The 23188-nt window shown below is 67.4% G+C and carries 21 protein-coding genes and 2 pseudogenes; 11 read left to right on the forward strand and 12 right to left on the reverse strand.

What is annotated here, in order from left to right:
* Positions 1–34: 34 nt before the first annotated feature.
* A complete protein-coding gene (locus EGT67_RS05185) occupies positions 35–445 on the forward strand; it encodes a limonene-1,2-epoxide hydrolase family protein (RefSeq protein WP_127914992.1) in 411 nt (136 codons plus the stop codon).
* 77 nt (positions 446–522) lie between these two features.
* On the forward strand, positions 523–933 hold the full coding sequence (locus tag EGT67_RS05190; RefSeq protein WP_127914993.1) for a carboxymuconolactone decarboxylase family protein: 411 nt from the start codon (positions 523–525) through the stop codon (positions 931–933).
* Here EGT67_RS05190 and kstD read toward each other — a convergent pair.
* The 3 genes from kstD to EGT67_RS05205 all read right to left on the reverse strand — a co-directional run bounded on the left by kstD (position 920) and on the right by EGT67_RS05205 (position 5431).
* A complete protein-coding gene (kstD, locus tag EGT67_RS05195) occupies positions 920–2623 on the reverse strand; it encodes a 3-oxosteroid 1-dehydrogenase (RefSeq protein ID WP_127914994.1) in 1704 nt (567 codons plus the stop codon). The two genes, EGT67_RS05190 and kstD, sit on opposite strands and share 14 nt — an antisense overlap.
* Before the next feature lie 173 nt (positions 2624–2796).
* Positions 2797–3759: a prolyl aminopeptidase gene (gene pip, locus EGT67_RS05200; RefSeq protein ID WP_127914995.1), complete on the reverse strand. Its 963-nt coding sequence runs from the start codon at positions 3757–3759 to the stop codon at positions 2797–2799.
* 361 nt (positions 3760–4120) lie between these two features.
* Positions 4121–5431, reverse strand: coding sequence for a PhoH family protein (locus EGT67_RS05205; RefSeq protein ID WP_127914996.1), 1311 nt, complete (start codon positions 5429–5431; stop codon positions 4121–4123).
* Positions 5432–5731: 300 nt separating this feature from the next.
* Between EGT67_RS05205 and EGT67_RS05210 the strand changes: the two genes are divergently transcribed.
* The gene (locus EGT67_RS05210; protein WP_127915306.1) at positions 5732–6346 is read left to right on the forward strand and encodes a nucleoside/nucleotide kinase family protein; all 615 of its coding nucleotides are present in this window, start codon (positions 5732–5734) and stop codon (positions 6344–6346) included.
* A 52-nt stretch (positions 6347–6398) separates the two neighbouring features.
* Here the strand turns inward: EGT67_RS05210 and glyA are convergent, their stop codons facing one another.
* Together glyA and EGT67_RS05220 are read right to left on the reverse strand one after the other, a co-directional pair.
* The gene (gene glyA / locus EGT67_RS05215) at positions 6399–7709 is read right to left on the reverse strand and encodes a serine hydroxymethyltransferase (protein WP_127914997.1); all 1311 of its coding nucleotides are present in this window, start codon (positions 7707–7709) and stop codon (positions 6399–6401) included.
* A 58-nt stretch (positions 7710–7767) separates the two neighbouring features.
* Entirely contained in the window at positions 7768–8997 is a 1230-nt protein-coding gene (locus EGT67_RS05220) for a DUF885 domain-containing protein (RefSeq protein WP_127914998.1), read from the reverse strand.
* A 160-nt stretch (positions 8998–9157) separates the two neighbouring features.
* On the opposite strand from EGT67_RS05220, the gene coaA reads away from it, so the two are divergent.
* Complete coding sequence (coaA, locus tag EGT67_RS05225) at positions 9158–10090, forward strand: type I pantothenate kinase (RefSeq protein WP_127914999.1); 933 nt, start codon at positions 9158–9160, stop codon at positions 10088–10090.
* Positions 10091–10142: 52 nt separating this feature from the next.
* On the opposite strand, the gene EGT67_RS05230 is transcribed toward coaA, so the two are convergent.
* The gene (locus EGT67_RS05230; protein ID WP_127915000.1) at positions 10143–11282 is read right to left on the reverse strand and encodes a serine hydrolase domain-containing protein; all 1140 of its coding nucleotides are present in this window, start codon (positions 11280–11282) and stop codon (positions 10143–10145) included.
* Positions 11279–12613 (reverse strand): flavin-containing monooxygenase, encoded by a 1335-nt coding sequence (locus tag EGT67_RS05235; protein WP_127915001.1) that lies wholly within the window; start codon positions 12611–12613, stop codon positions 11279–11281. The genes EGT67_RS05230 and EGT67_RS05235 overlap by 4 nt, the downstream gene beginning before the upstream one ends.
* 107 nt (positions 12614–12720) lie before the next feature.
* Between EGT67_RS05235 and EGT67_RS05240 the strand changes: the two genes are divergently transcribed.
* The 4 genes and pseudogenes from EGT67_RS05240 to EGT67_RS05255 form a co-directional block, all read left to right on the forward strand.
* The gene (locus EGT67_RS05240; protein ID WP_127915002.1) at positions 12721–13371 is read left to right on the forward strand and encodes a TetR/AcrR family transcriptional regulator; all 651 of its coding nucleotides are present in this window, start codon (positions 12721–12723) and stop codon (positions 13369–13371) included.
* An 86-nt stretch (positions 13372–13457) separates the two neighbouring features.
* Positions 13458–14366 carry a DUF2268 domain-containing putative Zn-dependent protease gene (locus tag EGT67_RS05245; RefSeq protein WP_127915003.1) on the forward strand — a complete coding sequence of 303 codons (909 nt, stop codon included), beginning with the start codon at positions 13458–13460 and terminating at the stop codon, positions 14364–14366.
* Between the two features lie 29 nt (positions 14367–14395).
* A complete protein-coding gene (locus EGT67_RS05250; RefSeq protein WP_127915004.1) occupies positions 14396–15163 on the forward strand; it encodes a MerR family transcriptional regulator in 768 nt (255 codons plus the stop codon).
* 37 nt (positions 15164–15200) lie between these two features.
* Positions 15201–15596, forward strand: a pseudogene (locus tag EGT67_RS05255) (helix-turn-helix domain-containing protein); the annotation flags it as partial.
* A gap of 77 nt (positions 15597–15673) precedes the next feature.
* On the opposite strand, the pseudogene EGT67_RS05260 reads toward EGT67_RS05255, so the two are convergent.
* A pseudogene (locus EGT67_RS05260) lies at positions 15674–16059 on the reverse strand (transposase); the annotation flags it as partial.
* Positions 16060–16271: 212 nt separating this feature from the next.
* Between EGT67_RS05260 and EGT67_RS05265 the strand changes: the two are divergent.
* A complete protein-coding gene (locus EGT67_RS05265; RefSeq protein WP_127915005.1) occupies positions 16272–16631 on the forward strand; it encodes a YybH family protein in 360 nt (119 codons plus the stop codon).
* Between the two features lie 124 nt (positions 16632–16755).
* On the opposite strand, the gene EGT67_RS05270 is transcribed toward EGT67_RS05265, so the two are convergent.
* Positions 16756–18393 carry an alpha/beta fold hydrolase gene (locus EGT67_RS05270; protein WP_127915006.1) on the reverse strand — a complete coding sequence of 546 codons (1638 nt, stop codon included), beginning with the start codon at positions 18391–18393 and terminating at the stop codon, positions 16756–16758.
* Positions 18394–18708: 315 nt separating this feature from the next.
* Positions 18709–20508: a BCCT family transporter gene (locus EGT67_RS05275; protein WP_206612289.1), complete on the reverse strand. Its 1800-nt coding sequence runs from the start codon at positions 20506–20508 to the stop codon at positions 18709–18711.
* 507 nt (positions 20509–21015) lie between these two features.
* Between EGT67_RS05275 and EGT67_RS05280 the strand changes: the two genes are divergently transcribed.
* Both EGT67_RS05280 and EGT67_RS05285 read left to right on the forward strand, forming a co-directional pair.
* On the forward strand, positions 21016–21333 hold the full coding sequence (locus EGT67_RS05280; RefSeq protein ID WP_127915007.1) for a hypothetical protein: 318 nt from the start codon (positions 21016–21018) through the stop codon (positions 21331–21333).
* A 65-nt stretch (positions 21334–21398) separates the two neighbouring features.
* On the forward strand, positions 21399–21998 hold the full coding sequence (locus EGT67_RS05285) for a hypothetical protein (protein WP_127915008.1): 600 nt from the start codon (positions 21399–21401) through the stop codon (positions 21996–21998).
* A 168-nt stretch (positions 21999–22166) separates the two neighbouring features.
* On the opposite strand, the gene EGT67_RS05290 is transcribed toward EGT67_RS05285, so the two are convergent.
* Together EGT67_RS05290 and EGT67_RS05295 are read right to left on the reverse strand one after the other, a co-directional pair.
* Positions 22167–22748 (reverse strand): ATPase, encoded by a 582-nt coding sequence (locus EGT67_RS05290; RefSeq protein WP_127915009.1) that lies wholly within the window; start codon positions 22746–22748, stop codon positions 22167–22169.
* Complete coding sequence (locus tag EGT67_RS05295) at positions 22745–23122, reverse strand: TA system antitoxin ParD family protein (protein WP_127915010.1); 378 nt, start codon at positions 23120–23122, stop codon at positions 22745–22747. Before EGT67_RS05295 ends, EGT67_RS05290 begins: the two co-directional genes overlap by 4 nt.
* Positions 23123–23188: the final 66 nt, after the last annotated feature.

Here is a 23188-nt window from a genome sequence, read left to right on the forward strand (position 1 = left end):
GCGCCGATCGTGCACGCGAACCGAGGAGCATGCCGTGAACCCGCCACCGGACGCCGCCGTGCAGGTGGTCGAGGACTTCTTCGCCGCCCTCACCGACATGGACGTCGAGCGTGCCTGCCGGTACCTCGCTCCGGACGTCGTGTGGCAGAACATCACCCTGCCGACGCTGCGCGGACTGCCCGCGGTGCGGCGGGCACTCGCGTTCGCGAACCGTCCGGCGCTCCGGTTCGAGGCGGTGATGCAGAACATCGCGAGCGACGGCGAGACGGTGCTCACCGAGCGGATCGACACGCTGTTCGTGGGACCGCTGCGCTCGACGTTCTGGGTCTGCGGGACGTTCGTATTGCGCGACGGGCGGATCGCCGTCTGGCGGGACCGCTTCAGCTGGGGCAACGTCGCCGTGGGCACCGTCACGGCGACGGCCCGCTCCGTCCTCCGCCGGTAGCGAGGCGACCTAGTAGGCTCCCGCTGAGCGGTACCGGCGAGATGTGCCGCTGAACCCCGCACAGGAAGCCGACGGCGATGACCGAGCACCAGAACACCTCCCCCGCATTCCAGGCCGGACTCGACGTCCGCACCGAGGTGATGGGCGCCGACTTCGTCGAGCGGGCGTTCGAACGCACCCGCGGCACCGACTCGGAGGACATCCAGGAGTTCATCACCGAGCACGTGTGGGGATCGGTGTGGACGCGTCCCGGTCTGGACCGCCGCAGTCGCAGCCTGCTCAACCTCGGCATGCTCATCGCGCTGCGTGCCGAGAACGAACTCCGCGGCCACGTCCGCGGCGCGCTGCGAAACGGGTTGACCCGCACCGAGATCGTCGAGGCCGTCATCCACGCGAGCGCGTACTGCGGCGCCCCCGCCGGCCTCGCCGCGATGCGCGTCGTGCAGGAAGTTCTCGAGGCCGAACTGGGTCCGCTCAGCGACGACTGACCGGATCACCCGCCTTCTCCGCGATGTCCAGCGCCGCAAGGTAACCGAAGACCAGCGCGGGTCCGATGGTGGCGCCGGGCCCGGCGTAGGTGTGACCCATGACGGGGGCACTGGTGTTGCCGGCCGCGTAGAGGCCGTCGATCACCGAGCCGTCCTCGCGGAGCGCGCGGCCGGCGACGTCGGTGACGATGCCTCCCTTGGTGCCGAGGTCGCCGGGGACCATCTGCGCGGCGTAGAACGGCGCCTTGCTCAGCTCGCCCAGGCTCGGGTTCGGCTTGTTGGTGATGTCGCCGTAGTAGTGGTCGTACCGGCTCTCGCCCCGGTGGAAGTCCTCGTCGACGCCGGTGCGCGCGAACCCGTTGAACCGCTGGATGGTTGCCGCGAGCTTGTCGGCGGGCACGCCGATCTTCTCGGCGAGTGCCTCGACGGTCGACGCCTTGACGATCGCCCCGCTCTCGAGCCACTTGCGCGGCAGCGGGGCGCGGGCGGTGACGCCGGCGAACAGGTAGCGGTCACGGTAGGTCTGGTCGAAGATCAGCCAGCACGGCAGGTTCTCCCCCGGCCCGTCGCCCTGCCCGAACTCGCCGCCGTACATGCGGTGCGTCGCCTCGACGTACGGTAGCGACTCGTTCATGAAGCGCTCGCCGCGGTCGTTGACCAGGAGGCTGCGCGGCAGCGACCGTTCGGCGAGCGCGAACCACGGACCCTTGGGCAGCGGGATGGACGGCGCCCACCATGCGTCGTCCATGAAATCGATTGCGGCGCCGACCTTCAGCCCGGCGTTGATGCCGTCACCGGTGTTCGACGGCGCACCGATCGTCCAGTCCGAACCGATGGGGGCGCGCTGGTACTTCTTGCGCATCTCGTCGTTGGCGTCGAATCCGCCGCAGGCGAGGATGACGCCGTGCTCGGCGCGGAGCGTGCGCTTGTCCCCACCGGATTCGACGACGACGCCCGTCACGCGGCCGTCCTCGACCACCAGGTCGACCAGACCGGTGTTCAGCCGCAACGGGATTCCCGCCTGGCGCACACCCAGCAGCAGTTCCGCCATGAGTGCACCGCCCATGCCGATGAGCTTCCGGCGCCGGGCCTTGGCGACGAAGGTGCGCAGTCCGACACGGACCATCCGGACCGGCCCCCGCCAGTGCCGCAGTCCGGTGCTGAGCCAGCGGTAGTCCGATTGCTTCACAACGACGTTCAACGGCGCCTTGCTGTACGGCGGATGCAGCGTGTCCAGGTCGTCACCGAGTGCGCGGGCATCGAACGGCTTGGGCTCGCACGACCGTCCCGTGGCCAGCCCGCCCGGCGCCTCCGGGTAGTAGTCGGAGTAGTTCCGGACCCACTCGAGCTTCAGCGGCGAGTTGTCGATGAGGAACTGCAACGCCTCCGGGCCGCGGTCGATGTACGTGTCGATCCGCGCCGGATCGACCCCGGGACCGATGATGTTGTGCAGGTAGCGCCGCGCGTCCTCGACGTCATCGGCCGGCGCGTCGCGCTTCAGCACCGAGTTGCCGGGGATCCAGACACCGCCGCCCGAGCGCGACGTCGAACCGCCCCAATACTGCGACTTCTCGACGATCACGGTCTTCCGTCCCTGCTTGGCGGCCGTGATCGCCGCCGCCATGCCGGCCCCGCCGGCGCCCACCACGACGACGTCGAAACGCTCGTCCGATTCCGAAATCCCTGCCATGACCACCCCTCGGTGCGTACTGGAAAGCGACACCCAAATTTAGAACACGTTTCAATATTGAACAACGATTTGGGAGCCCCGAGCGCCTTGACCAGGTGTAATGCGACGGGCAGCGAACGCATCGTGACAAGTATTTCTTGCAGTCGGGAAGCGCCGCGTCTGCGGCTCCGGCGCTAGCGCGTACGTGAAACCGTCAGCGAGTCGATGGCGGCGACGAAGTGGTCGACGAAGCTGCCGCCCCCGTGCCCGGCGTCGTCGACGACGACGAGCCGACTGCACTCCCACATCCGCGAGAGTTCCCACGCGGTGTCGAGCGGCCCGGACACGTCGTACCGGCCGTGGACGAGAACCGCGGGGATCTTCGCCAACCGGCGCATGCCCTCTCGGATCTGCCCGTCCGCGAGGAAATGGTCGTTGCCCCAGTAGTGGGTGACCAGTCGCGCGAAGATCATCCGGAATGTCGGGTCCCGGAATCGCGGACTCGGCCTCCACCCCGGCACCAGCGATACGTGGGTGTCCTCCCACTCGCACCAACGCCGCGCCGCGTCCACGCGGACGGCCGCATCGGGATGCGCGAGCAGTCGCGCGTACGCCGCCGCGAGGTTGCCTTCGCGCTCCGCCGCCGGCACGGGTTCGACGAATCGTTCCCACTCCCGCGGGAACACCCGCCTCATGTCGCGGGTGATCCACTCGACCTCCCCGCGGGTGCCCGACGTGACCGCGCCCAACGCCATGGCGATCACGCGGTCCGGATGCGCCTGCGCGTAGGCCAGCCCGAGGGTGACGCCCCACGACACCCCGACGACGATCCACCGCTCGATCCCCAGGTGCTCGCGCAGGCGCTCGATGTCGGCCACCAGATGCGCGGTGGTGTTGGTCGACAGGTCGACCGCCGGATCGCCGGCGAGCGGTCGGCTGCGTCCGCAGCCGCGCTGGTCGAACAGCACCGCACGAAATGCGTTGGGGTCGAAGTATCTGCGCACACCGGGCGTGCAGCCGGACCCCGGGCCGCCGTGCACGTAGACCGCGGGCGTGCCGGCCGGGTCACCGACCGTCTCCCAGTGCAGCGTGTGCCCGTCGGAAACGTCGAGGAAACCGGATTCGTAGGGTTCCGGTGCCGGATACAGCGCGACCATGCGCCCCAGTCTGACAGCACGGGTCGGTCACCCCCGGCGTCCTCGCAGTCGATCGGCCCGCCTCTTAGCAAGTCCATCCGCTCGGCGATACGCCGCCGAGGGTGAAATGCCGGGATGAAATGTCACCGTCGGCGGTTTTCGAATTGCCGCGGACGTTCCTTGCGGATAGCGTCACAGGCGCTGCTTGTCCTCTGTCAAAGCAGTATCGAGCACTCGCCCATCCCCCGACGCGGGCGAGCGCTCAACCGCCGGGCGGTGGGTTCGGTCACGCCGGTTGAACGCCACCGCCCGGCACTCCTCCCCTCGGAGTGCCGGGCTGGTGACTGGATCCAACTGCACCCACCCCCGTCGGTGAAATCGATCAGGCGTTGGGCCCGAACTCCTCCAGCATCTCGGTCACGAGCGCCGCGATGGGCGACCGCTCGCTGCGGGTGAGGGTGATGTGCGCGAACAGCGGGTGCCCCTTGAGCTTCTCGATGACGGCGGCGACGCCGTCGTGGCGGCCGACCCGCAGGTTGTCCCGCTGGGCGACGTCGTGCGTGAGCACGACCCGCGAGCCGGTACCCAGTCGGGACAGCACGGTGAGCAGCACGTTGCGTTCGAGGGACTGCGCCTCGTCGACGATCACGAACGAGTCGTGCAACGACCGACCACGAATATGCGTGAGCGGCAACACTTCCAGCATGCCGCGGCTCATCACCTCGTCCATCACCTCGGGACTGGCGAGCCCGTCGAGGGTGTCGAAGACGGCCTGCGCCCACGGCTCCATCTTCTCGCTCTCGCTGCCGGGCAGGTAGCCCAGTTCCTGACCACCCACCGCATAGAGTGGCCGGAACACGACGACCTTCCGATGGCTGCGCCGTTCGAGCACCGCCTCGAGTCCGGCGGTGAGCGCGAGCGCCGACTTGCCGGTGCCGGCCTTGCCGCCGAGCGAGATGATCCCGATGCTCTCGTCGAGCAGCAGGTCCAACGCCACCCGCTGCTCGGCGGACCGGCCGTGCAGACCGAACGCCTCCCGCTCGCCCCGCACCAACTGGACACGCTTGTCCGGCGTCACCCGACCCAAGGCGCTCGAGGTGCCACCCAGGAGTCGAATACCCGTGTGGCACGGAAACTCCCGTGCCTCGTCGACGTCGACCACGCCCTCCGAGAAGAGCTGATCGATCACCCCGGACGCGACGTCGAGTTCGGCCATGCCGGTCCAGCCGGACGGGACGACGTCGTGGGCACGGAACTCGTCGGCCGGCAGTCCGACGGCGCCGGCCTTGACGCGAAGCGGGATGTCCTTGCTGACCAGCACGACGTCCCTGCCGTCCGCCGCGAGGTTGAGCGCGCAGGCGAGGATCCTGGAATCGTTGCTGTCGGTACGGAATCCGACCGGAAGCACCGAGGGGTCGGTGTGGTTGAGCTCCACCTGGAGAGTGCCGTTCTCCGAGCCGATCGGGACCGGACGGTCCAGCCGACCGTACTCGAGACGCAGATCGTCGAGCATCCGCAGCGCTTCGCGGGCGAACCATCCCAGCTCGTGATGGTGACGCTTGTCCTCGAGTTCGCTGATCACGACCAGCGGCAGAACCACCTCGTGTTCAGCGAAACGGGTGACGGCCCACGGGTCCGAGAGCAGGACCGAGGTGTCGAGGACGTAGGTGCGGACGGAGCTGATTGCGGTCACGTGAGGCTCCTCGTGTCTGCGTGGCACCCGCGCAAACCTGTTCGCTGGACCGGTCCGGTACCCGATGTGTCAGTCGACACGAGGGCCGGGTGCCGGCCCCCTCGCACTGAATAGTTCAGCCACGATCAGGACCTCCCGTACAGACGGCTTCACCTGCTGCCTGTTATCCCGGGACGCTACGCCCGCAGACCGATGCGCCAGTGCACGCGCCCGGCGTGTCGAGTGAAGTCCACGTGAACGACAGCTCACGGAAGATCCGCTCGCCGCAGGCCGCACAAGTTCCGCCACACTGGGTCTGTGATGACCACCTTCCGCCCCGTCACGCCGGCCACTCTGATCGACCTGGTGGCCGACCGGGCCGCCGCCGCACCGGGTGTCCGGTTGGTCGCGATATCCGGCGCCGATGCGACGGATCCGGTTGGATTCGCCGGGCGGACCGCCGCCCATCTGCGTCTCTCCGGTCGTCCCGCGGCGGTGGTAGCGCTGCACGACTACGTCCGGCCGGCTTCGCTCCGACTCGAGCACGGCCATCGCGACGACGACAGCTACCGCACCGGCTGGTTCGACTATCCCGCGCTGAAGAGAGAGGTCGTGACCGCGCTGCGCGAGCGGCGGCAGTGGCTGCCCCGGCTGTGGGACGAATCCACCGACCGCTCGGCACGGGCATCCGTCCTCGAGGCCGGACCCGGTCAGGTGCTCCTGATCGCCGGCCCGATGCTGCACGGGCGCGAGCTCGGCACCGACGTCGTCGTGCGGCTGATGCTCTCTCGCAGTGCCCTCGAACGCCGCACTCCGTCCGCCGACCGGTGGACGATCGACGCACTGCTCACGCACGACGCCGCGCACGACGCCGCAGCGGACATCGTGGTGCGCTACGACCACCCCGACCGTCCGGCCGTATCGGACGGACCGTGAACACGACGACGGCCCGCACCTCGTGAGGTGCGGGCCGTCGTGAACCGAAGGATCAGGCCTTGGGGAGCAGGCCCCAGTCCTCGAGGCCGTCGTACAGCGGGAAGTCCTGGGCCAGCTTGGAGACGCGGGCACGCAGGGCCGGGACGTCGGCGTCGGCGCCCTTGGCGAGCGCGGTCGCGATGATGTCGGCGACCTCGGTGAACTGCGCCTCGCCGAAGCCGCGGGTGGCCAGCGCGGGGGTGCCGATGCGCAGGCCCGACGGGTTCATCGGCGGGCGCGGGTCGAACGGCACAGCGTTGCGGTTGACGGTGATGCCGATCTCGTGCAGCAGATCCTCGCCCTGCTGGCCGTCGAGCTGCGAGTGCCGCAGGTCGACCAGGACCAGGTGCACGTCGGTGCCGCCGGTGAGGACCGAGATGCCGTTGCCGGCGACGTCGGCGCCACCGAGACGCTCGGCGAGGATCTTCGAGCCCGCCAGGGTGCGCTCCTGGCGCGCCTTGAACTCGGGGGTGCCGGCGATCTTCATCGCGACGGCCTTCGCGGCGATCGCGTGCATCAGCGGCCCGCCTTGCTGGCCCGGGAAGACGGAGGAGTTGAGCTTCTTGGCCCACTCCTTCTTCGCCAGGATCATGCCCGAGCGGGGGCCGCCGAGGGTCTTGTGGACGGTGGTGGAGACGACGTCGGCGTGCGGGACCGGCGACGGGTGCAGACCCGCGGCGACCAGGCCGGCGAAGTGCGCCATGTCGACCCACAGCTTGGCGCCGATCTCGTCGGCGATCGAGCGGAACGCCGCGAAGTCGAGGTGACGCGGGTAGGCCGACCAGCCGGCGATCAGGACCTGCGGGCGCTCGCGCAGCGCGGTCTCGCGGACCTGGTCCATGTCGACGACGTGGGTGTCCTCGCGGACGCCGTACGACGCGACCTCGTACAGCTTGCCGGAGAAGTTCAGCTTCATGCCGTGGGTGAGGTGCCCGCCGTGCGCGAGGTCCATGCCCATCAGCTTCTCGCCCGGGTTCATCAGCGCCATCAGCACCGCGGCGTTGGCCTGCGCACCCGCGTGCGGCTGGACGTTCGCGAACTCGGCGCCGAAGACCTCCTTGGCGCGGTTGCGCGCCAGGTCCTCGACCACGTCGACGAACTCGCAGCCGCCGTAGTAGCGGCGGCCCGGGTAGCCCTCGGCGTACTTGTTGGTGAGCACGCTGCCCTGGGCCTCGAGGACGGCGCGGGGAACGAAGTTCTCCGACGCGATCATTTCGAGGGTGTCACGCTGACGCGACAACTCACCCGCCATCGCGGTGGCGACCTCGGGGTCCAGTTCGGCGAGGGACGCGGTGTTCACGTCGGTGGCAGGCACAGCAGTCATCAGCGAATCTCCAGGCTGGATTGCGGAAGTATCCCCCTCAGTCTAAGGAACGGGGATGTCAGTTCCCCAACGCGGCTCCGCCACCGCTGGTGACCTCGTCGCGCAGAGCCCCCGGAGTGAGCGGTTCGTCGAGCAGTCGACGGAACCGTTCGGACCGCGCCGGACCCACCGGAACCTGTGCCAGCCAGCCGCCGAGCAGCCGGTAGCCCTCGACGTACGTGCTGATGTACGCCCGCCACAGCGGCGACGACAGGAACCGCAGGCTCTGCTTCGCCCGTTCCGGACTCGACAGCGTCCAGCGCTGCAGGAAGGCCACGACGTCGTCGGGATCGGCGCCGCGGTCGTGCAGTAGCAGCGCCGCGTCCTGCCGGACGCCGAGCAGCCCGCTCGACGCCGCCGACAGTTCCTCGGCCCGCTCCCCGTCGAACCGCAGCCCGAGGTCGGCGTAGATCTCCTGCGCCCAGCGCCCCCAGCCCTCACCCACGACGGATTCCAGCGCCAGGTCCGCGAGCCCCTCCGCCATCAGGCACTGCGGGGTGTTGACGACGAACAGTGTCTGCTCGAGCTGCCCGGTCCCGACGAGACCCGCCTCCTTGCGGCAGTGCTCGGTGTGGTGGCCCGGGTAGGACTCGTGCGCGATGAGCCGCGGCAGGTTCGACATGTGCTGATCGAGGTCCGAATTGATCGCGACCGTGGACCGGTAGCCGCCGAGGTAGTAGTTGAACCCGGACCACGGCTTGTCGCCGACGACCTCGTACTCGACCCGCTCGGTCTCGGGGAGCGCGTACTCGGCGCGCACCCGGTCCCGCAGCGCGCTGTTGAACGCCTCGACGCAGTCCTGCAGCCGGTCCGGCGGGATGCGGTCGGCGACCCGGTGCGCCTCCATGCGCTCGGCGAGCGGGCCCGGCCCGGGCAGCACGGCATCCATCCGGCGGTGGGCCTCGCGGTACTCGCCCTCGTCGCCCGACTCGATCCGCACGTCGAAGTACGCCGCCACCTCGTGGACGAAGCCGATGCCGTCGCCCGCGAACTTGCGGGCCGAGCACTCGAGGGCGGTCAGGTGCGCGTCGAGGAACCGTGTCCGCGCATCCGGCAGCCCCGCGGATCCGAGGTCCGCGCGCAGCGCACGGGCGTCGCCGGCGAGTCGGCGCGGGTCGGGCCGCGGCTCGTTCTCCACCTGGCGCCGCAGGGCGGGATCACCGGTGTAGGCGTCGACGAAGCCCTCTTCGAGGCGGTCGAAACGCAGACCCAGCAGGAGGTAGTCGCGTACCAATGCGTCCGGTTCCATGTTCGGGACCATAGTCCTTCACCTGTGGTTTCCGCCGAGAGGCGGACCCGGCGCAGCGCTCCCCTGTGGCTGCGAGCACAATTTGCCTCATGCACCTGCCTCCCCTCAGCACGCGCATGCACCGATCGCAGTCGAAGCCGCTCTCCCGGAAGGTGCACCGATGGCACGGGTGAGCGAATCCAGCCCCTACGTCGAATTCGACCGCAAGCAGTGGCGCAAGCTCCGCAAGTCGACACCGCTGGTGCTGACCGAAGAAGAACTCGTCGGGCTCCGCGGCCTCGGTGAACAGATCGATCTCGACGAGGTGGCCGAGGTCTACCTCCCGCTCGCTCGTCTGATCCACCTGCAGGTCGCCGCCCGCCAGCGCCTGTTCGCCGCCACCGCAACCTTCCTCGGCGAGAAGCACCCCGACCGCCAGGTGCCGTTCGTCATCGGCGTCGCCGGCAGCGTCGCGGTCGGCAAGTCGACCACGGCCCGCGTGCTGCAGGCCCTGCTCGCCCGCTGGGAACACCACCCGCGAGTCGACCTGGTCACCACCGACGGGTTCCTCTACCCCACCGCCGAGCTCACGCGCCGGGGCATCATGCACCGCAAGGGCTTTCCCGAGAGCTACGACCGCCGCAAGCTGCTGCGCTTCGTCACCGAGGTGAAGTCGGGCGCCGAAGAGGTTGCCGCGCCCGTCTATTCGCACATCTCGTACGACGTCGTGCCGGGTCAGTACCACCTCATCCGCCAGCCGGACATCCTCATCATCGAGGGCCTCAACGTGCTGCAGACCGGTCCGCGCCTGATGGTCTCGGACCTGTTCGACTTCTCGATCTACGTCGACGCCCGCATCGAGGACATCGAGCGCTGGTACATCAAACGCTTTCTGGCGCTGCGCAAGACGTCGTTCGCGGACCCGAACGCGCACTTCCACCACTACGCGGCACTGTCGGACGAGCACGCGACGCTCGCCGCCGAGGACATCTGGAACTCGATCAACCGACCGAACCTGGTGGAGAACATCCTGCCCACCCGTCCGCGCGCCACGCTGGTGCTGCGCAAGGACGCCGACCACACCATCAACCGGCTGCGCCTGCGCAAGCTCTGATCGGGCGCGGGTGTCCTTTGCATCCCCCTCGCGACGCAGAGGACACCCGGGTCTACAGCCCCGCGTACGCCTGCGCGACGTACTCCTCGGTGCGCGGCGCACCCAGGAGTTGCGGGGTCATCCTGTTCATCGCGTACGCGAAGGTCATGCGCCGGTCGAGGTCGTTGACGACGATCGATCCGCCGTACCCCGTCCACCAGCACACCCGGCCGTCGGGGATCGACGGGTGGACGGCGGGCGCGGGCAGCGCATAGCCGAGGCCGAACCGCAGTGACGCCCCGAGCACCTGGTCGACGCCGTCGGCCTGCACGTCGAAGATCCGCTCGACGGTCTCGGGCCGCAGCAACTGTTCGCCCGACGGGGTCCGTCCGCCGTGGGAGACGACCGACTGCGCGAGGGCGACCGAGCGGGCGTTGCCGTGACCGTTGGCGCCGCCGATCTGGGCGCCGCGCCACAGCCGACTCGACGTCTCCGGGACCGGGATCACCGGGTTCGCCATGGTCTTGACGAAGACGCCGTCGGGCGGCAGCGACGCGTAGTCGAATCCGGTGGGCGGCGGCGCGATCAGCGGCGCGACCCTCGGATCGACGTCAGCGGGCGTGCCGATGAGATAGTCGGCGCCGCACGCGTCGGCGACCTCGGTGGCGAAGAAGTCGCCGAGGCCGCGCCCGGTGATGCGCCGGACCATCCCGCCGACCAGGTGCCCGAAGTTGGTCGCGTGGTAGCCCGATGCCGTGCCCGGCTCCCACCACGGCGCCTGCTGCGCAAGCAGATCCTCGGCGCGGACCTCGTCGCAGATGTCGGCGACCGTGACCGGTTGCTGCCAACCGCTCACGCCCGACGTGTGCCCGAGGACGTGCCGCACCAGCACGCCGTCCTTGCCGTTCGCGGCGAACTCCGGCCAGTACCGGGCGACCGGGGCATCGAGGTCGAGCAGACCGCGGTCGACGAGTACCAGCGCCGCGAGCGTGGTCATGGTCTTCGTCAGCGAGTACGTGTTGACGACGGTGTCCTTGACCCAACGCGCGCCGGTGTCGACGTCGGCGACGCCGCCCCACAGGTCCACGACGGTCTCCCCGTCACGCACGACGCACACCGACGCACCGGCGTCGGTGCCGTCGTCGAGGTTGCGCTGTAACAGCTCTCGCAGCCCCCCGAAGGCCGGATCGGCGAATCCCTCGACCGCTGTCACCGCGCGCCCACCGGCGTCTGCTGTGCCCGCTTCTCGCCGGCCGCGATCTCCTTCTTCAGGTCGCGCACGTACCGCGCGAAGTCGACCTGGATGGTGTGCCGTGGCGCCTGGTAGTACTGCGCGAGGCTGGCCGCGTCGTCCACCGCGATGATCCGCTGCATCTCGTCGGCGGTCGGCGGCTCGTACGAACCGCTGAGAACGCCGGCGACGAGCTTGCTCTGCTGCTCGGCGAGGTTGACGATCGTGGGCGACGCCTGCGCGAGGCCCATGAAGAACAGGTTGTCGACGCCGGGCTGCATGATCCGCTTGAACAGCGGGAACCGGTGCTGCGCATCGGGCTGGAGCGACGGGTCGTCGAAGAACGGGAAGCTCATGTTGTACCCGGTGGCGCACACGATGACGTCGGCAGGGATCCGACGGCCGTCGACGAGCCGGACGTGATCGCCGTCGAGCGACTCGATCGCCGGGACACACGTCAGGTCACCGGAACCGGCCTTGGCGAGGAAGTCGATGCTCACCGACGGGTGCGCACCGAGCGGCTCGTGGTCGGGCTCGGGAAGCCCGTAGTCCTGCATCCTGCCGAGGGACTTCTTGATCTTGCGGCGCGCGATCGCCAGGCCGAGCTTCTTCGGCATCCACGGCGGCATCATCATCTTGTCGGCCGGCTTGCCCTCGCGGTACTTGGCGAGCACCCAGACACCGCGTCGCGCCGACACCCACACGTGCTTGGCGACGGATCGGTGCGAGAGTTCCGACGCGATGTCGAGCGCGGAGTTCCCCATGCCGACGACCACGATGTTCTTGCCGCGCATGTCGATCGGGTCGTAGGCGTTGAGGTAGTCGTGACTGTGGATGATCTGCCCGTCGAACTTGCCCGGGTACTCTGGCATCCGCGCATCCCAGTGGTGACCGTTCGCGACGACGAGCGCGTCGTACGTGCGGGTCTCACCGCTGTCCAGCGTGACCGCCCACGTGCCGTCGGCGAGACGCTCCGCCTTCTCGACCATCGTGCCGAACGTGATGGTGTCGCGCAGGCCGAACTTCTCGACGTAGTCGCGGAAGTAGCCGTGCATGAGCGAGTGGTGCGGGAAGTGCGGCCAGTCGGCGGGGACCGGGAAGTCCTCGAACTGCAACCGCGTCGACGACGTGTCGATGTGCAGGCTCTCGTAGCAGGACGACATGCCGGTGGGGTTCTTGTAGTACCAGTTGCCGCCGATGTCGTCGGACGCCTCGAAGCAGTCGTACGGGATGCCGTGGTCCTTGAGCCGCTTGGCCGTGGTGAAGCCGGAACAACCGGCACCGATGATGCACACCTTGGGCAGCTGAGGCATGGAAGTTCCTTTCCCACAATCCGATCGCACAGACGTTCAGTGAAAAAAGTGATCTGCGTCATAGAACCGGATTCACTGACACGCTGTCAAGCGAGCGCCGCCGTACGATGCCGATCGGGAGGTGTGCAGTGAACGAGATCGACCAGGCCCCCGACCGGAAGCCGACGCTGCGGGACGAGCAGAAGCGACTGACGCGGCGGCGCCTCCTGGACTGCGCTCGAGAACAATTCGCGGCCAACGGCTACGCGGCGGTGAAGATCGACGACATCGCGTCCGCGGCCGGCTGCAGCCGAGCCACGTTCTACCTGCACTTCACCGGCAAGACCGACGTCCTGCGCCGGATCGGAGCCGAGTCGATGGATCCGCGGGCGGTGTCCATCTACGCCGACCTCGACGAGGTGCTCGAGTCCGGCTCCCGCGACGAGTTCACCCGGTGGATCGAGCGGGCCATCGACTGGTTCGACCGCAATCGCGCGATCCTGCCGGCCTGGGACGAGGCGTTGGTGCTCGAACCCGACTTCCGCGAGCCCGCACGGGAAGCAATCGCGGCACTGCCGAACGCGATGCCGTCCTACCTGGCGCGCTGGGGCGCCGACCGCGAACGCGAAGCCCGCGTACGGATCGAACTGCTGGTCACGCAGCTCGAGCGGTTCTTCACCCGATGGGCCGTCCAGGGAACGATCGAGATCCCCCGCGAACAGGCCGCGGAGGTCCTCACCGACATCTGGTTCCCGGCCCTCACACCGCCCTCGCCGTGAGGACGGCGCCTGGATGTACTGACCGGGGACATTGATCGAGACAACGGTTGACCTTGTCGTAACGGCAATGCTTACGGTCGCTTGTCATGACCATTTCAGTGATTGACAGCGCCTCGGGCATGAGCCGAGTCCTGACGGCGGACGCGAAGGATCGCGCCGACCTCATCCGTGACATGTGGGCTCCGATGGCGGGGATGTACCACTTCATCCCCGGCTGCGTGGACATGGCCACCGTGCACCAGCAGAACTTCGGCTTCCGTCCGGACTCCGCGATCGAGCAGGTCCGCGAAGGTCTGGAGTCTCTTGTCGCGGCCCATGCCTGGAGCCGCATCGAGAAGGCCCTCGAGGACGGCGTCGCAGCGTTGGCGTCTGCCGATCCGTGTGTGACGATCCCCGACCTGAACGTGCTGCTCGTCCTGGGGGATCCGACCAGCCACCACTTCGTCGACGAGGTGCAAGGGATCTCAGGGTTCGGCGGTATCGGCGGCTACATCGCCATCACCGTCTGGCCCACCTCGCGCGTCCTCGATCGCCTCGAGGCGATCGCGGTCCACGAACTGCACCACAACGTGCGCTATTCACCCGGCGGGATCGTGTGGGACCCACAGACGGTGATGGTTGGCGAGCACGTTGTGTCCGAAGGGCTCGCCGATGTTTTCGCGTCCGAGCTGTACGGCGACGCCGGCTACACCCACTTCGTGCGCGACGAAACCCGCTCCGACGACCAAGTCCTGGCGAAGGTCGCCAGCGGCCTGGGCGTCACCGGAATGGCAGACTTCGCCGCCTGGGTGCTCGGCGACTCCAGCGCACAACTATTCGGTGCCGAGCCTGTCGGTCTGCCGACCGGGGCCGGCTATGCAGCCGGCGCTCGGCTTGTCCGCGCATACCTCGACGCCACCGGCACCACGGCCGCCCGAAACGTCAGCACTCCCGCGTCCGAGATCCTGCGCATCGCGCTGCCACGGCTGGGCCTGACCACAGACGCGGCACACTGAGCAGCACATCGAACGACAGGAGCCTGGTGATGGAATGGACGGTGCATGAGCTCGCTGAACGCGCAGGCATCAGCGGCCGCACGCTGCGCCACTATCACCGCATCGGGCTGCTCGAGCCCGATCGCGTCGGGTCCAACGGCTATCGCTACTACGGTCCCGACGCCGTCGCGCGCCTGCAACGCATCCTCCTGCTCCGCGACACGGGTATGCCACTGGCCGACATCGCCGCAGTCCTCGACGCACCCGAGACGCCGACCGCCGAGGTCGAAGCGCTCCAGGCCCACCTGACACAGCTCGCCGAGGACCGCGAGGCCCTGGACCGGCGCATCAGTGCGGTCGAGCACACCCTGCAGATGCGTCGAGAGGGTCGCGAACCGTGCATGGATGTGATGCTCGAAGGCTTCAACGACCGTTACGAGGCCGAGGTCGTACGACGGTGGGGGCGCGAGGCGTTCGCCGAGTCGAACCGGTGGTGGCATGAAAAGTCCGTGGGCCAGCAACGCGACTGGCAGGCCAGCGCCCAGGCTCTGCTCACACGGTGGGCCGAGATCCACGAAGCCGGCCACACACCCGGCTCACCAGTTGCTCGAGCGCACGCTGCCGACCACATAGCCTGGTTCGCTGACATCCCCGGAACACCCACCCACGCCGGCGATGCCGAACGATCCGCCGCAATGGTGCGAGGCATGGCCGACCTCTACGAAACCAACCAAGACTTCCACCAGACCTTCGGCAGCCCAGAGGCTGCACAGTTCGCTGCGAACGCACTGCGCATACACGTGCAGCATCCGGCCTGACAGCAGCGGGTGCCGCGGCGCCGTCCCGGATCGAAAGATGCCATGTCCCATCCCAACGCTCACACCGCGTCACCGTCTGAAGGTTGCCCAACTCGTCGTCGAGGAGGGCTGGCCGATCTGTGAGGTCGCCGCCCGATTCCAGGTCTCGTGGCCGACCGTGAAGCGCTGGGTCGGCCGCTACCGCGCCGGCGAGCCCATGAACGACCGGACCTCCCGCCCGAAGAGCTCGCCGAACAAGACGAGCAAGCCCGTCACGAAACTGTGCGTCGAACTGCGGATCAGGTTGCGGGAAGGTCCAGTTCAACTATCAGCGCGACTCGGGATCGCGCCCTCCACAGTCCACCGCATCCTCACCGCTGCTCGATTGAATCGGCTGTCGCACGTCGACCGGGCGACCGGTGAACCGATCCGCCGTTACGAGCACGCGCAGCCATGACTCGAGAGCGTCTCGTCGTTCTGCCGCTGAGCGGTAGCAGCGGGCGTAAGCCCACCCGTCGGCCATTGTGCGGCGGTGATCCGGCTGATCGTGTCTATCGACACGCTCGCGCCGTAGACATCGGGGAAGTACGCGGCGATCTCGCCGATCGCCAGGCCTTTCACGCTCAGCGACAGGACGATCTCGTCCACTCCGGTCAGGCGGCGCTGGCGCATCTTCACGATCTGCGGGTCGAACGAGGCATCGGCGTCTCTCGGTACCTCGATCACGACTGGTCCGATCTCCGTCAGAACGGTCTTCGAGCGGGTCCGTTGCGCGAGTTGCCGCTACCCCGGCCGACTGGATCGTGTCTGTTCGGGCCCACCGAATCGATACCCTGCTCCTTGACCTGGGCCAGAAGCTGCTCGGCGAGCTGCTCTGAATCCACCTCGGTAGCCATGGGTTCCAGCGTTTCGCTCATCATCGATCCTCCCCACCAGGCGCACACCCGCCGCGTCGGACCAAGATCGAATCCACCGCCATTCGGACAGTCCCGGCCGCAATCGGATAAGACCCACCGCAGCGTCCGTTGGGAACGAACACAATGGTTCTCGGTCGTGTCATACCCGGCTGCCACAATCCCGAGATGTCCTGCTAGACCGGTGGATCGATTCGACAAGGAGTCTGGACACAATGAGTGGAACAACGACAACGCGGGCCGCGGAGCCTGAGGACTTGAACCGGTTGGTTGTGGAGCGGCTGAGTGCCGGCGATGTCGATGGACTGGTCGCCCTGTACGAGGCAGATGCAGTGCTTGCCTTGCCTGACGGTCGGGTCGCGACCGGGACCTCCGAGATCCGGGCCGCCTACGAACAGCTCGTGGCGGACGATCCCCTGTTCTGCCCGGGCGAGATTCTGCCCGCCCTCCGCAGCGGAAACGTCGCGATGACGTCAGTGCGCCTACCTGACGGTGGAGCCACCGTCGAGGTGGCCCGCCGACAGCCGGATGGCAGCTGGCTATGGGTGATCGACCAGCCCCAGGTTCTCGGATAGGCACGTCGCCGCGCCCGGCGCGGGCAGGCGGACCCTCACTGGTGCATCAGCTTTCGGGGTCGGCTGGCTGTGCGTTCCGCCGTTCATGGAGTGGATTGTCAAGGGTGGCGGGACTACCGTCGCGCTATAGCGGCGCAGTGATCGGTGCCTCCGGTGCCCGGGAGACGGCGGTCGCCCCGGTCAGCAGGTAGTCCGTGATCGCCGTGTCGACCGTGGTGTTGCCGCCCTGGATGGCGGCGCCGTGGTCTCCGCCATCCACGGTGACCAGGTGCGCGTTCATGTCGCGGGCATGTTGGGCACCGCCGCCGTAGGGCGTCTGCGGGTCCCGCAATCCCTGCAGCACGAGGGGCGCCGTGGCCAAGCCCTTGTTGCCGATCTCCGGCACCGCGGTCACCGGAGGTGCGCCTACGCACCCCGCACCTGCGCTGTAGCCGTACCCGATCGCGTCGAACAGGTCACCGGTGACGAACGTCGAGAAGAGCCAGCCCGGGAGCCGGTCGGGCCGCGGCCCTACTCCGTTCTCGTTACAGAGCACGATCGCCTGCATCATCCGGGCTTGGACGATCGAGTCGACCTGGTCCTCGGTGACATCGCCGGACGCGCCGTCCGGCAGCGCCCCGAGACCGTCCCGGATGACGCGGGCGACCATCGGCCAACCGTTCCGGGAGGGCAGCGTTTGGCGTGTCAGGGCGTAGAGGCTCGATGTGGTCTGGACATGGTTCGGATCGGCGAGACGACGCACGAACGCCTCGAACTGGACTCGGGCGGGACCGGTGAGGTCCACACCGGTCCGGTACCCGTCGGCGATGTGCTCGAGGCCGGGTGGGACGTCGCCGATCTGGGCCGGTGGCGGCGCGAGGGTGGGGTTACCTCCCGCCTCCTCGACGATGCGGTCGGACCAGCGTTGGTACACCTTCAGCGGAGTATCACCGAGGCCGTAGATCGCGTCGTTCGCCGCGATCCAGTCCATGAGGTCGTAGAAGCGCGTCTTGTAGCCGTCGTTCTGCTGCCACAGGACGTCGTTCCACAGCCAGTCGCGATCGACGGCCGAGTCGAGCACCATCCGTCCCGTGTGTTGCGGGAACAGTGTGGCGTACGTCGAGGCGAGGATGGTGCCGTACGACAGGCCGTAGACGTCGATCACGTCTACACCGAGCGCGATCCGCACCTGTTCCCAGTCGCGGGCGGTGTTCTCGGTCGTGATGTGCGCGGTGGCGCCGAGTGCCCCACCGTCGCACGCCTTCCGCGCTGCGCCACCCGCAAAGCCGACGTTCATCGCCGCCATCAACTCCGGGGTGACAGCACATTCGACCGCTCCAGCATGCGCGAGACCCCGTGGCTGCACACCGATGAAATCCCACTGCCGACGGATCTGCTCGGGAAGCGCCTGAGCGAGCATGCCGTTGGACGCGATCGCGTCGCCACCCGGGCCGCCGGGGTTGGTGAACAGCACGCCCCGGCGCGCGGTCGGGTCCTCGGCCCGGTGACGGGTGACGAGGACGTCGATCGATCCGGCACCCGGATTCGCATAGTCGCGCGGCACTGCGACGGTTCCGCACTGGTCAGTAGCCGGATCGAGCGCGTACTCGGCGGGGCACGGACCCCAGACCAGCTCCCCGCCGGGCGGGGCGGCGGCAGCCGAAGGTACTGCAGTGGAAGCGAATCCGACCGTCAAGCCGATCGCGACCGCACCCAGACCAGCCCTGCGACCGGTGCGGGACTGCGACTTCCGAATACTGCTCCCCGAATTCAGCACATCCACGACGGTAGTGTGCGGGCCACGTTCCGTCGAACCGAGTCGGCATACAGCGTGGTGCCGTCCGGCCCTTCCAGGACGGAGCGTGTCGTTGACGCCTCGCAGAAGGTGTGCGTGGGAGTTGAATAGTCACGGCCCGTTCTGTTGACATCTGTAAGCAGCGCCCCGTGGGATCAAACCGCATGAGAAGGCGGGCGGGGGCAGGCCGGTCGATGCGCCGCGCTGCCTCCGTCGATCGGGGGATCGCCCACCTTTACTTGGCTCACGCAGACAGCGTCCGCCGAAGCCCGTCCCCAGACCTATTGAAGACATCTCCGACTTTCACTCGACTAGCGGATCGCGCGCCGGCGATTGGTGCGACTGATGCATTGTGCCGGTCGCAGGATCCACATCTACAGCGTTGGAAGGCAATTCGTGCACGGCGACCACGAAACATCCGTCTTGACGACCTACAGTGCCGGCATACGTCGGCGGAGCCAGCCCGGCGAGTGTCGCCGACACGCCCGAGCCGCGCCGGGAGAGCGAAGTGCCGGAAGCGACTGCTCTGGTCCCGTCACCATTGGCCCTGGCCCGCGTCGACACCTGGAGATAGCGCGGCATGGTAGCCACTTCGTAGCGGAAGGCCTTCAACATCGACACGCATGCAAGCACCATGATGATCGAGAACGGTACGGCCGTCGCAATCGATACCGTCTGCAAGGCTGTGAGCGAGCCGGCCCCGCCGATGAGCAGCAGCACCGCGGCAGCGACCCCCTCGAGTACCGACCAGTAGACGCGTGTCACCTTCGGCGTTTCGAGATCGCCTCCCGAGGAAAGGATATCGATGACAAGGGATCCAGAATCGGCCGAGGTGACGAAGAAGAACACCACAACAACGATCGCCAGCACACTCGTCAGGGTGGCGAGCGGCAATCCGCCGAGAAGCTGGAACAGCGTCGTATTGGTGTCGACCGACCCGTCCACACCCGTCATGTCACCCGTGGTGCGCTGGCGAAGGATTCCCGAGTTGCCGAAGATCGTGAACCACAGCGACCCGATGAGAGTGGGTGCAAGCAGAACACCGAATACGAACTCGCGGATAGTCCGCCCCCGAGAGATTCGAGCGATGAACATGCCCACGAATGGCGCCCAACTCATCCACCACCCCCAGTAGAAGATGGTCCACGCCCCCGCCCATCCATCATCCGCAAACGGTGCGGTTCGTAGCATCAGTTCGGGCAGGGCCTGGACATATCCACCGAGGTTCTGCACCCAGGACTGCATCAGGAACAACGTCGAACCAAGCAGCAGAATGAACAGCGCCAACCCGGCCGCCAGGACCATATTGATGTTCGACAGCCAGCGCAGACCCTTGGTCACTCCGCTGACCACAGAGAAGGTGGCCAAACCGGTCACTGCCGCGATCAGTCCGATTGTGAACCAGTTGTTCGGCTGGATCCACCCGAGATACTCGAGTCCCGCCGAAATCTGCTGCACTCCGAACCCCAGCGATGTGGCCACCCCGAACAGCGTGCCGACGATCGCGACGATGTCGATCGCGTGACCGATCGGACCCTCGATCCGCTTACGTCCGAGGAGCGGTTCCAACAACCAACGGATCGACAGAGGTCGGCCCTTGCGATAGGTCATGTAGGCCAGACCCAAACCCACCACGACGTAGATGGCCCAGGCATGCAGGCCCCAGTGGAACAGCGTCAACTCCATCGCCTGGTTGGCCGCCGCGTCGGTTGATCCCGGAATACGGCCAGCCTGAGGCGGATTCACGTAGTGTGACAGCGGTTCGGCCACTCCGTAGAAGACCAGGCCGATCCCCATGCCTGCGCTGAAGAGCATCGCGAACCAGGACAGCAGACCGAACTCGGGCTTCTCGTCGTCGTCACCGAGTCGGATCCCCCCGACCTTGGAGAACCCGCAATACAGTGCGAAGAGCACGAATCCGGTGGCCGCAAGGATGTACCACCATCCCACCCCGTCAGTGATGGCCGTCTTCAACCTCGAGAACGCATCGCCGGCAGTTCCCGAGTAGACAACGGCGAACACGATCATCACGACGATCACCAGAGAGGCTGGTACGAACACTGGCTTGCGCAGTCCATTCCACGCTTCTCGCACTGCTCTCAACGCATTTCCCTTCGTTGGATGGACACGGCGGTGCAGAGCGAAGAACGACTGCGATCCCTGTTCCGCATCAGGCGGATCCGCGGCTTCCGGTGCGCATCACGACGTCCGACCGTAAACGAATTCGGACACCCGACTCAAGCACGGCAGACCGACACCCCGCCTTCGAGGTGGACACAAAGCGGCCTGTGACCAGCTACTTCGGCCCAGGATATCGATTTAGTCACTGACGTGAAATGCATTGATGGAACGCCAATTTCACTACGGAGAAGTGTCTCTGGCATTGGGCGGCGAAAGGTCCGACCACCGGGGGGCGAGGAACGAGCAGGTAAGCTGCGGAGCGCATCGGCTAGCCACCGAGGATGCGCGGGGGATCCGAACGATGCCCTCAAAGCAGCAGAACTTGCATCTTTGAACCCGGGAAACCGCTCACCTGACGGCGCTCAGACTTCGGCCAGTGACTCTCGAGATACAGTCGAGGCAGCTCGTTCGGCCAGGGGAGGGAGAAGCGTGCTGATTGGATTGTGCGCCTTACTACTCGGCGGCGTGTTTCACACGGCGGGGGCTTACCGTTTGGCCCGTGACGATCGCGACCGTGCACTGCCGGTGGCGTCGGCGCGCCATCCGAGCAAGTCGCCGCAGGTCGCTCGGCGTCTGCACACTGCCGGATGGATATCGAGCATTGTCGGTGCACTCTGGATCGGCGACCCGCTATGGGTTTCGAGCCCGGGGCTGAGCATCGCGATCGTCGTTACCGTGCTCGTGGCGGTCAACGGGTTGCCGAGCCTGCTTGTCACGGTGCTTCACGGCCAAAAGGTGCATTCCTGATGCTTGGTGGCCCGGACCGAAAGCCGACCTCGCAGGGTTCGCCGCACCGAAATACGGTGGAGGCCATGCTGGGTGTGAACAAGAGAGTCGCAGCGTCAGCAACGATCGCGGCCGCGGCCATCGTGATCGCCGGATGCGGAACATCCCAGCCGTCAGCGACACCGGATTCCTCGGCCGCGGTGGGCGCTGGATCGGAATCGGGCACGTGGATCCGACTGGCTGGGGCGTGGCCCGAACGGGTCGACTTGCCCTCCACACGCAACGCCGAATGCCTGCGTCTGCCGCACACGGGAGATTCCCGCGAGTACACGGCGAAGACCAGCAGCTTCGCGGAATACGACAGCGGTGGTGAGCACCCAGGGAGGGACTTCGATCTCGACGTCACCGCCTTCGACCGCGAAACCTACCCGGACGAGACTCCCTCGCCGCCATTCGCGAGGATCCTCTTCTCGGATCCGGACGGCCGGCACTACACACTCGGTGGTGTGCATGGGAAGAACGCCACGATCGTCGCGAGCGACACTGATCCGACGGTGACGTTCGAGGTGACCGGCAAAGCGACGAGCCATCGACGGCGATCCGATACTGGTGCGCGCCTCTGGGCAGATCCAGTGCGAGACGTTCATAGAGACGTTGTGAGTCCGCGGCCCCTATTCCGAGAGTGAAGGTCGTTGGCTGGCCGTGCGTTCGGGGAGGACGGGCCTTGTTGTGAGGGTGCGCTCAGCCTCCCTCTCCCCACTCCGGACGCCCCCGCTATCCCGCTCTTCATCGGATAGCCGTTCCGCGCCGTAGTCCCGCATGCAAAGACGCTGCGAAGGCTATCTAGTCACGGTTCACTGACGCCCGCCGGTCAGCATTAACTCTTCGGGAGTCCATGCGGGCCAGGTGATCTCGCCGACGGCGTCGCCATCGACGAACCGCGCGACGATTCGCGTGACGTCCGCGGCGGTGTTGTCGTAGACGGTCGCGTGGTCGACACGGCCGATCGCGTCGGCGACCAGCGGCCACAGCCGCTTGAATCGCTCGCGGATTTTCTCCTCGGGCACCGAGTGTCCGCCCTCGATGACCCGCTCGGCGACACGCGCGACGGATAGCTCGACGGGCACCAGGACCACGTGCAGCACGACGACATATCCGGCGTGGCGCGCCCGGTCGATCAGCTCCAGTTTCGAGGGGTGCGAGAACACCGTCTCGGCGATGAACGACTCGCCCTGTCCGATCAGGGCGTCCCGGATGGTCGCCGCGATCTGCGCGGCCTCGTAGGAGTGCGCCTCGGCGCTGTCGGGCCAGCGGTCCTTCGCGATCACGTCGGCGTTGACGAATACGCTGCCTGGTAGCAGCGGCGCGAGGCGTTGCTCGACGAACGTCGACTTGCCGGCACCGTTCGGCCCGACAATCAGGTCGAGACGTCTCACAGGATGATCTGGGTGCCGTCAGGCAGGTGCTTGACGACGCGGCCCTGGTCGTCGAGCACGACTGCCGCGCGTCCCTGCGCGGCGCGGTCGGCGACGTGGTTGCCGGTGGCGAGCGATTCTTCGAGTGAGGCCGCGATCTCGGCGTTGAACACCGCGCCTTCCTCCGCGGAGAGGGCGCTCAACGGCATCCGGCCGGCGAGGGCAGCCTCGACGCGGCGGCGGGCGACCTGTCGCTGGTTCGATACTTCCCGACCCACCCGCGCCCAGTGCTCGAGCTGCTGGCGTGCCGAGCGGTGCTCACGCTCTCCCTCGGCCGAGGCGGCGTCGAAAAGCTCGGACGAGAACCTGGTGACCTTGTCGACGATCTCCGTCATGACTCCTCCTTCTAGCCCTTCTAGCTATACCACCGAGACCATTGTAGCAATCTGCAACAGGAGGCG

Origin of the sequence: Prescottella agglutinans (assembly GCF_004011865.1) — a bacterium.
GTDB lineage: Bacteria > Actinomycetota > Actinomycetes > Mycobacteriales > Mycobacteriaceae > Prescottella > Prescottella agglutinans.

Bases quoted from the DNA above. Each gene is read 5' to 3' on its own strand.
- EGT67_RS05240 (WP_127915002.1), top strand. From the start codon at position 12,721: ATGCCGATCGGGAGGTGTGCAGTGAACGAGATCGACCAGGCCCCCGAC.
- EGT67_RS05295 (WP_127915010.1), bottom strand. From the start codon at position 23,122: ATGACGGAGATCGTCGACAAGGTCACCAGGTTCTCGTCCGAGCTTTTC.
- glyA (WP_127914997.1), bottom strand. From the start codon at position 7,709: ATGACTGCTGTGCCTGCCACCGACGTGAACACCGCGTCCCTCGCCGAA.
- EGT67_RS05190 (WP_127914993.1), top strand. From the start codon at position 523: ATGACCGAGCACCAGAACACCTCCCCCGCATTCCAGGCCGGACTCGAC.
- EGT67_RS05285 (WP_127915008.1), top strand. From the start codon at position 21,399: ATGCTGGGTGTGAACAAGAGAGTCGCAGCGTCAGCAACGATCGCGGCC.
- EGT67_RS05265 (WP_127915005.1), top strand. From the start codon at position 16,272: ATGAGTGGAACAACGACAACGCGGGCCGCGGAGCCTGAGGACTTGAAC.
- EGT67_RS05245 (WP_127915003.1), top strand. From the start codon at position 13,458: ATGACCATTTCAGTGATTGACAGCGCCTCGGGCATGAGCCGAGTCCTG.
- pip (WP_127914995.1), bottom strand. From the start codon at position 3,759: ATGGTCGCGCTGTATCCGGCACCGGAACCCTACGAATCCGGTTTCCTC.
- EGT67_RS05220 (WP_127914998.1), bottom strand. From the start codon at position 8,997: ATGGAACCGGACGCATTGGTACGCGACTACCTCCTGCTGGGTCTGCGT.
- coaA (WP_127914999.1), top strand. From the start codon at position 9,158: ATGGCACGGGTGAGCGAATCCAGCCCCTACGTCGAATTCGACCGCAAG.
- EGT67_RS05250 (WP_127915004.1), top strand. From the start codon at position 14,396: ATGGAATGGACGGTGCATGAGCTCGCTGAACGCGCAGGCATCAGCGGC.
- EGT67_RS05210 (WP_127915306.1), top strand. From the start codon at position 5,732: ATGACCACCTTCCGCCCCGTCACGCCGGCCACTCTGATCGACCTGGTG.
- EGT67_RS05235 (WP_127915001.1), bottom strand. From the start codon at position 12,613: ATGCCTCAGCTGCCCAAGGTGTGCATCATCGGTGCCGGTTGTTCCGGC.
- kstD (WP_127914994.1), bottom strand. From the start codon at position 2,623: ATGGCAGGGATTTCGGAATCGGACGAGCGTTTCGACGTCGTCGTGGTG.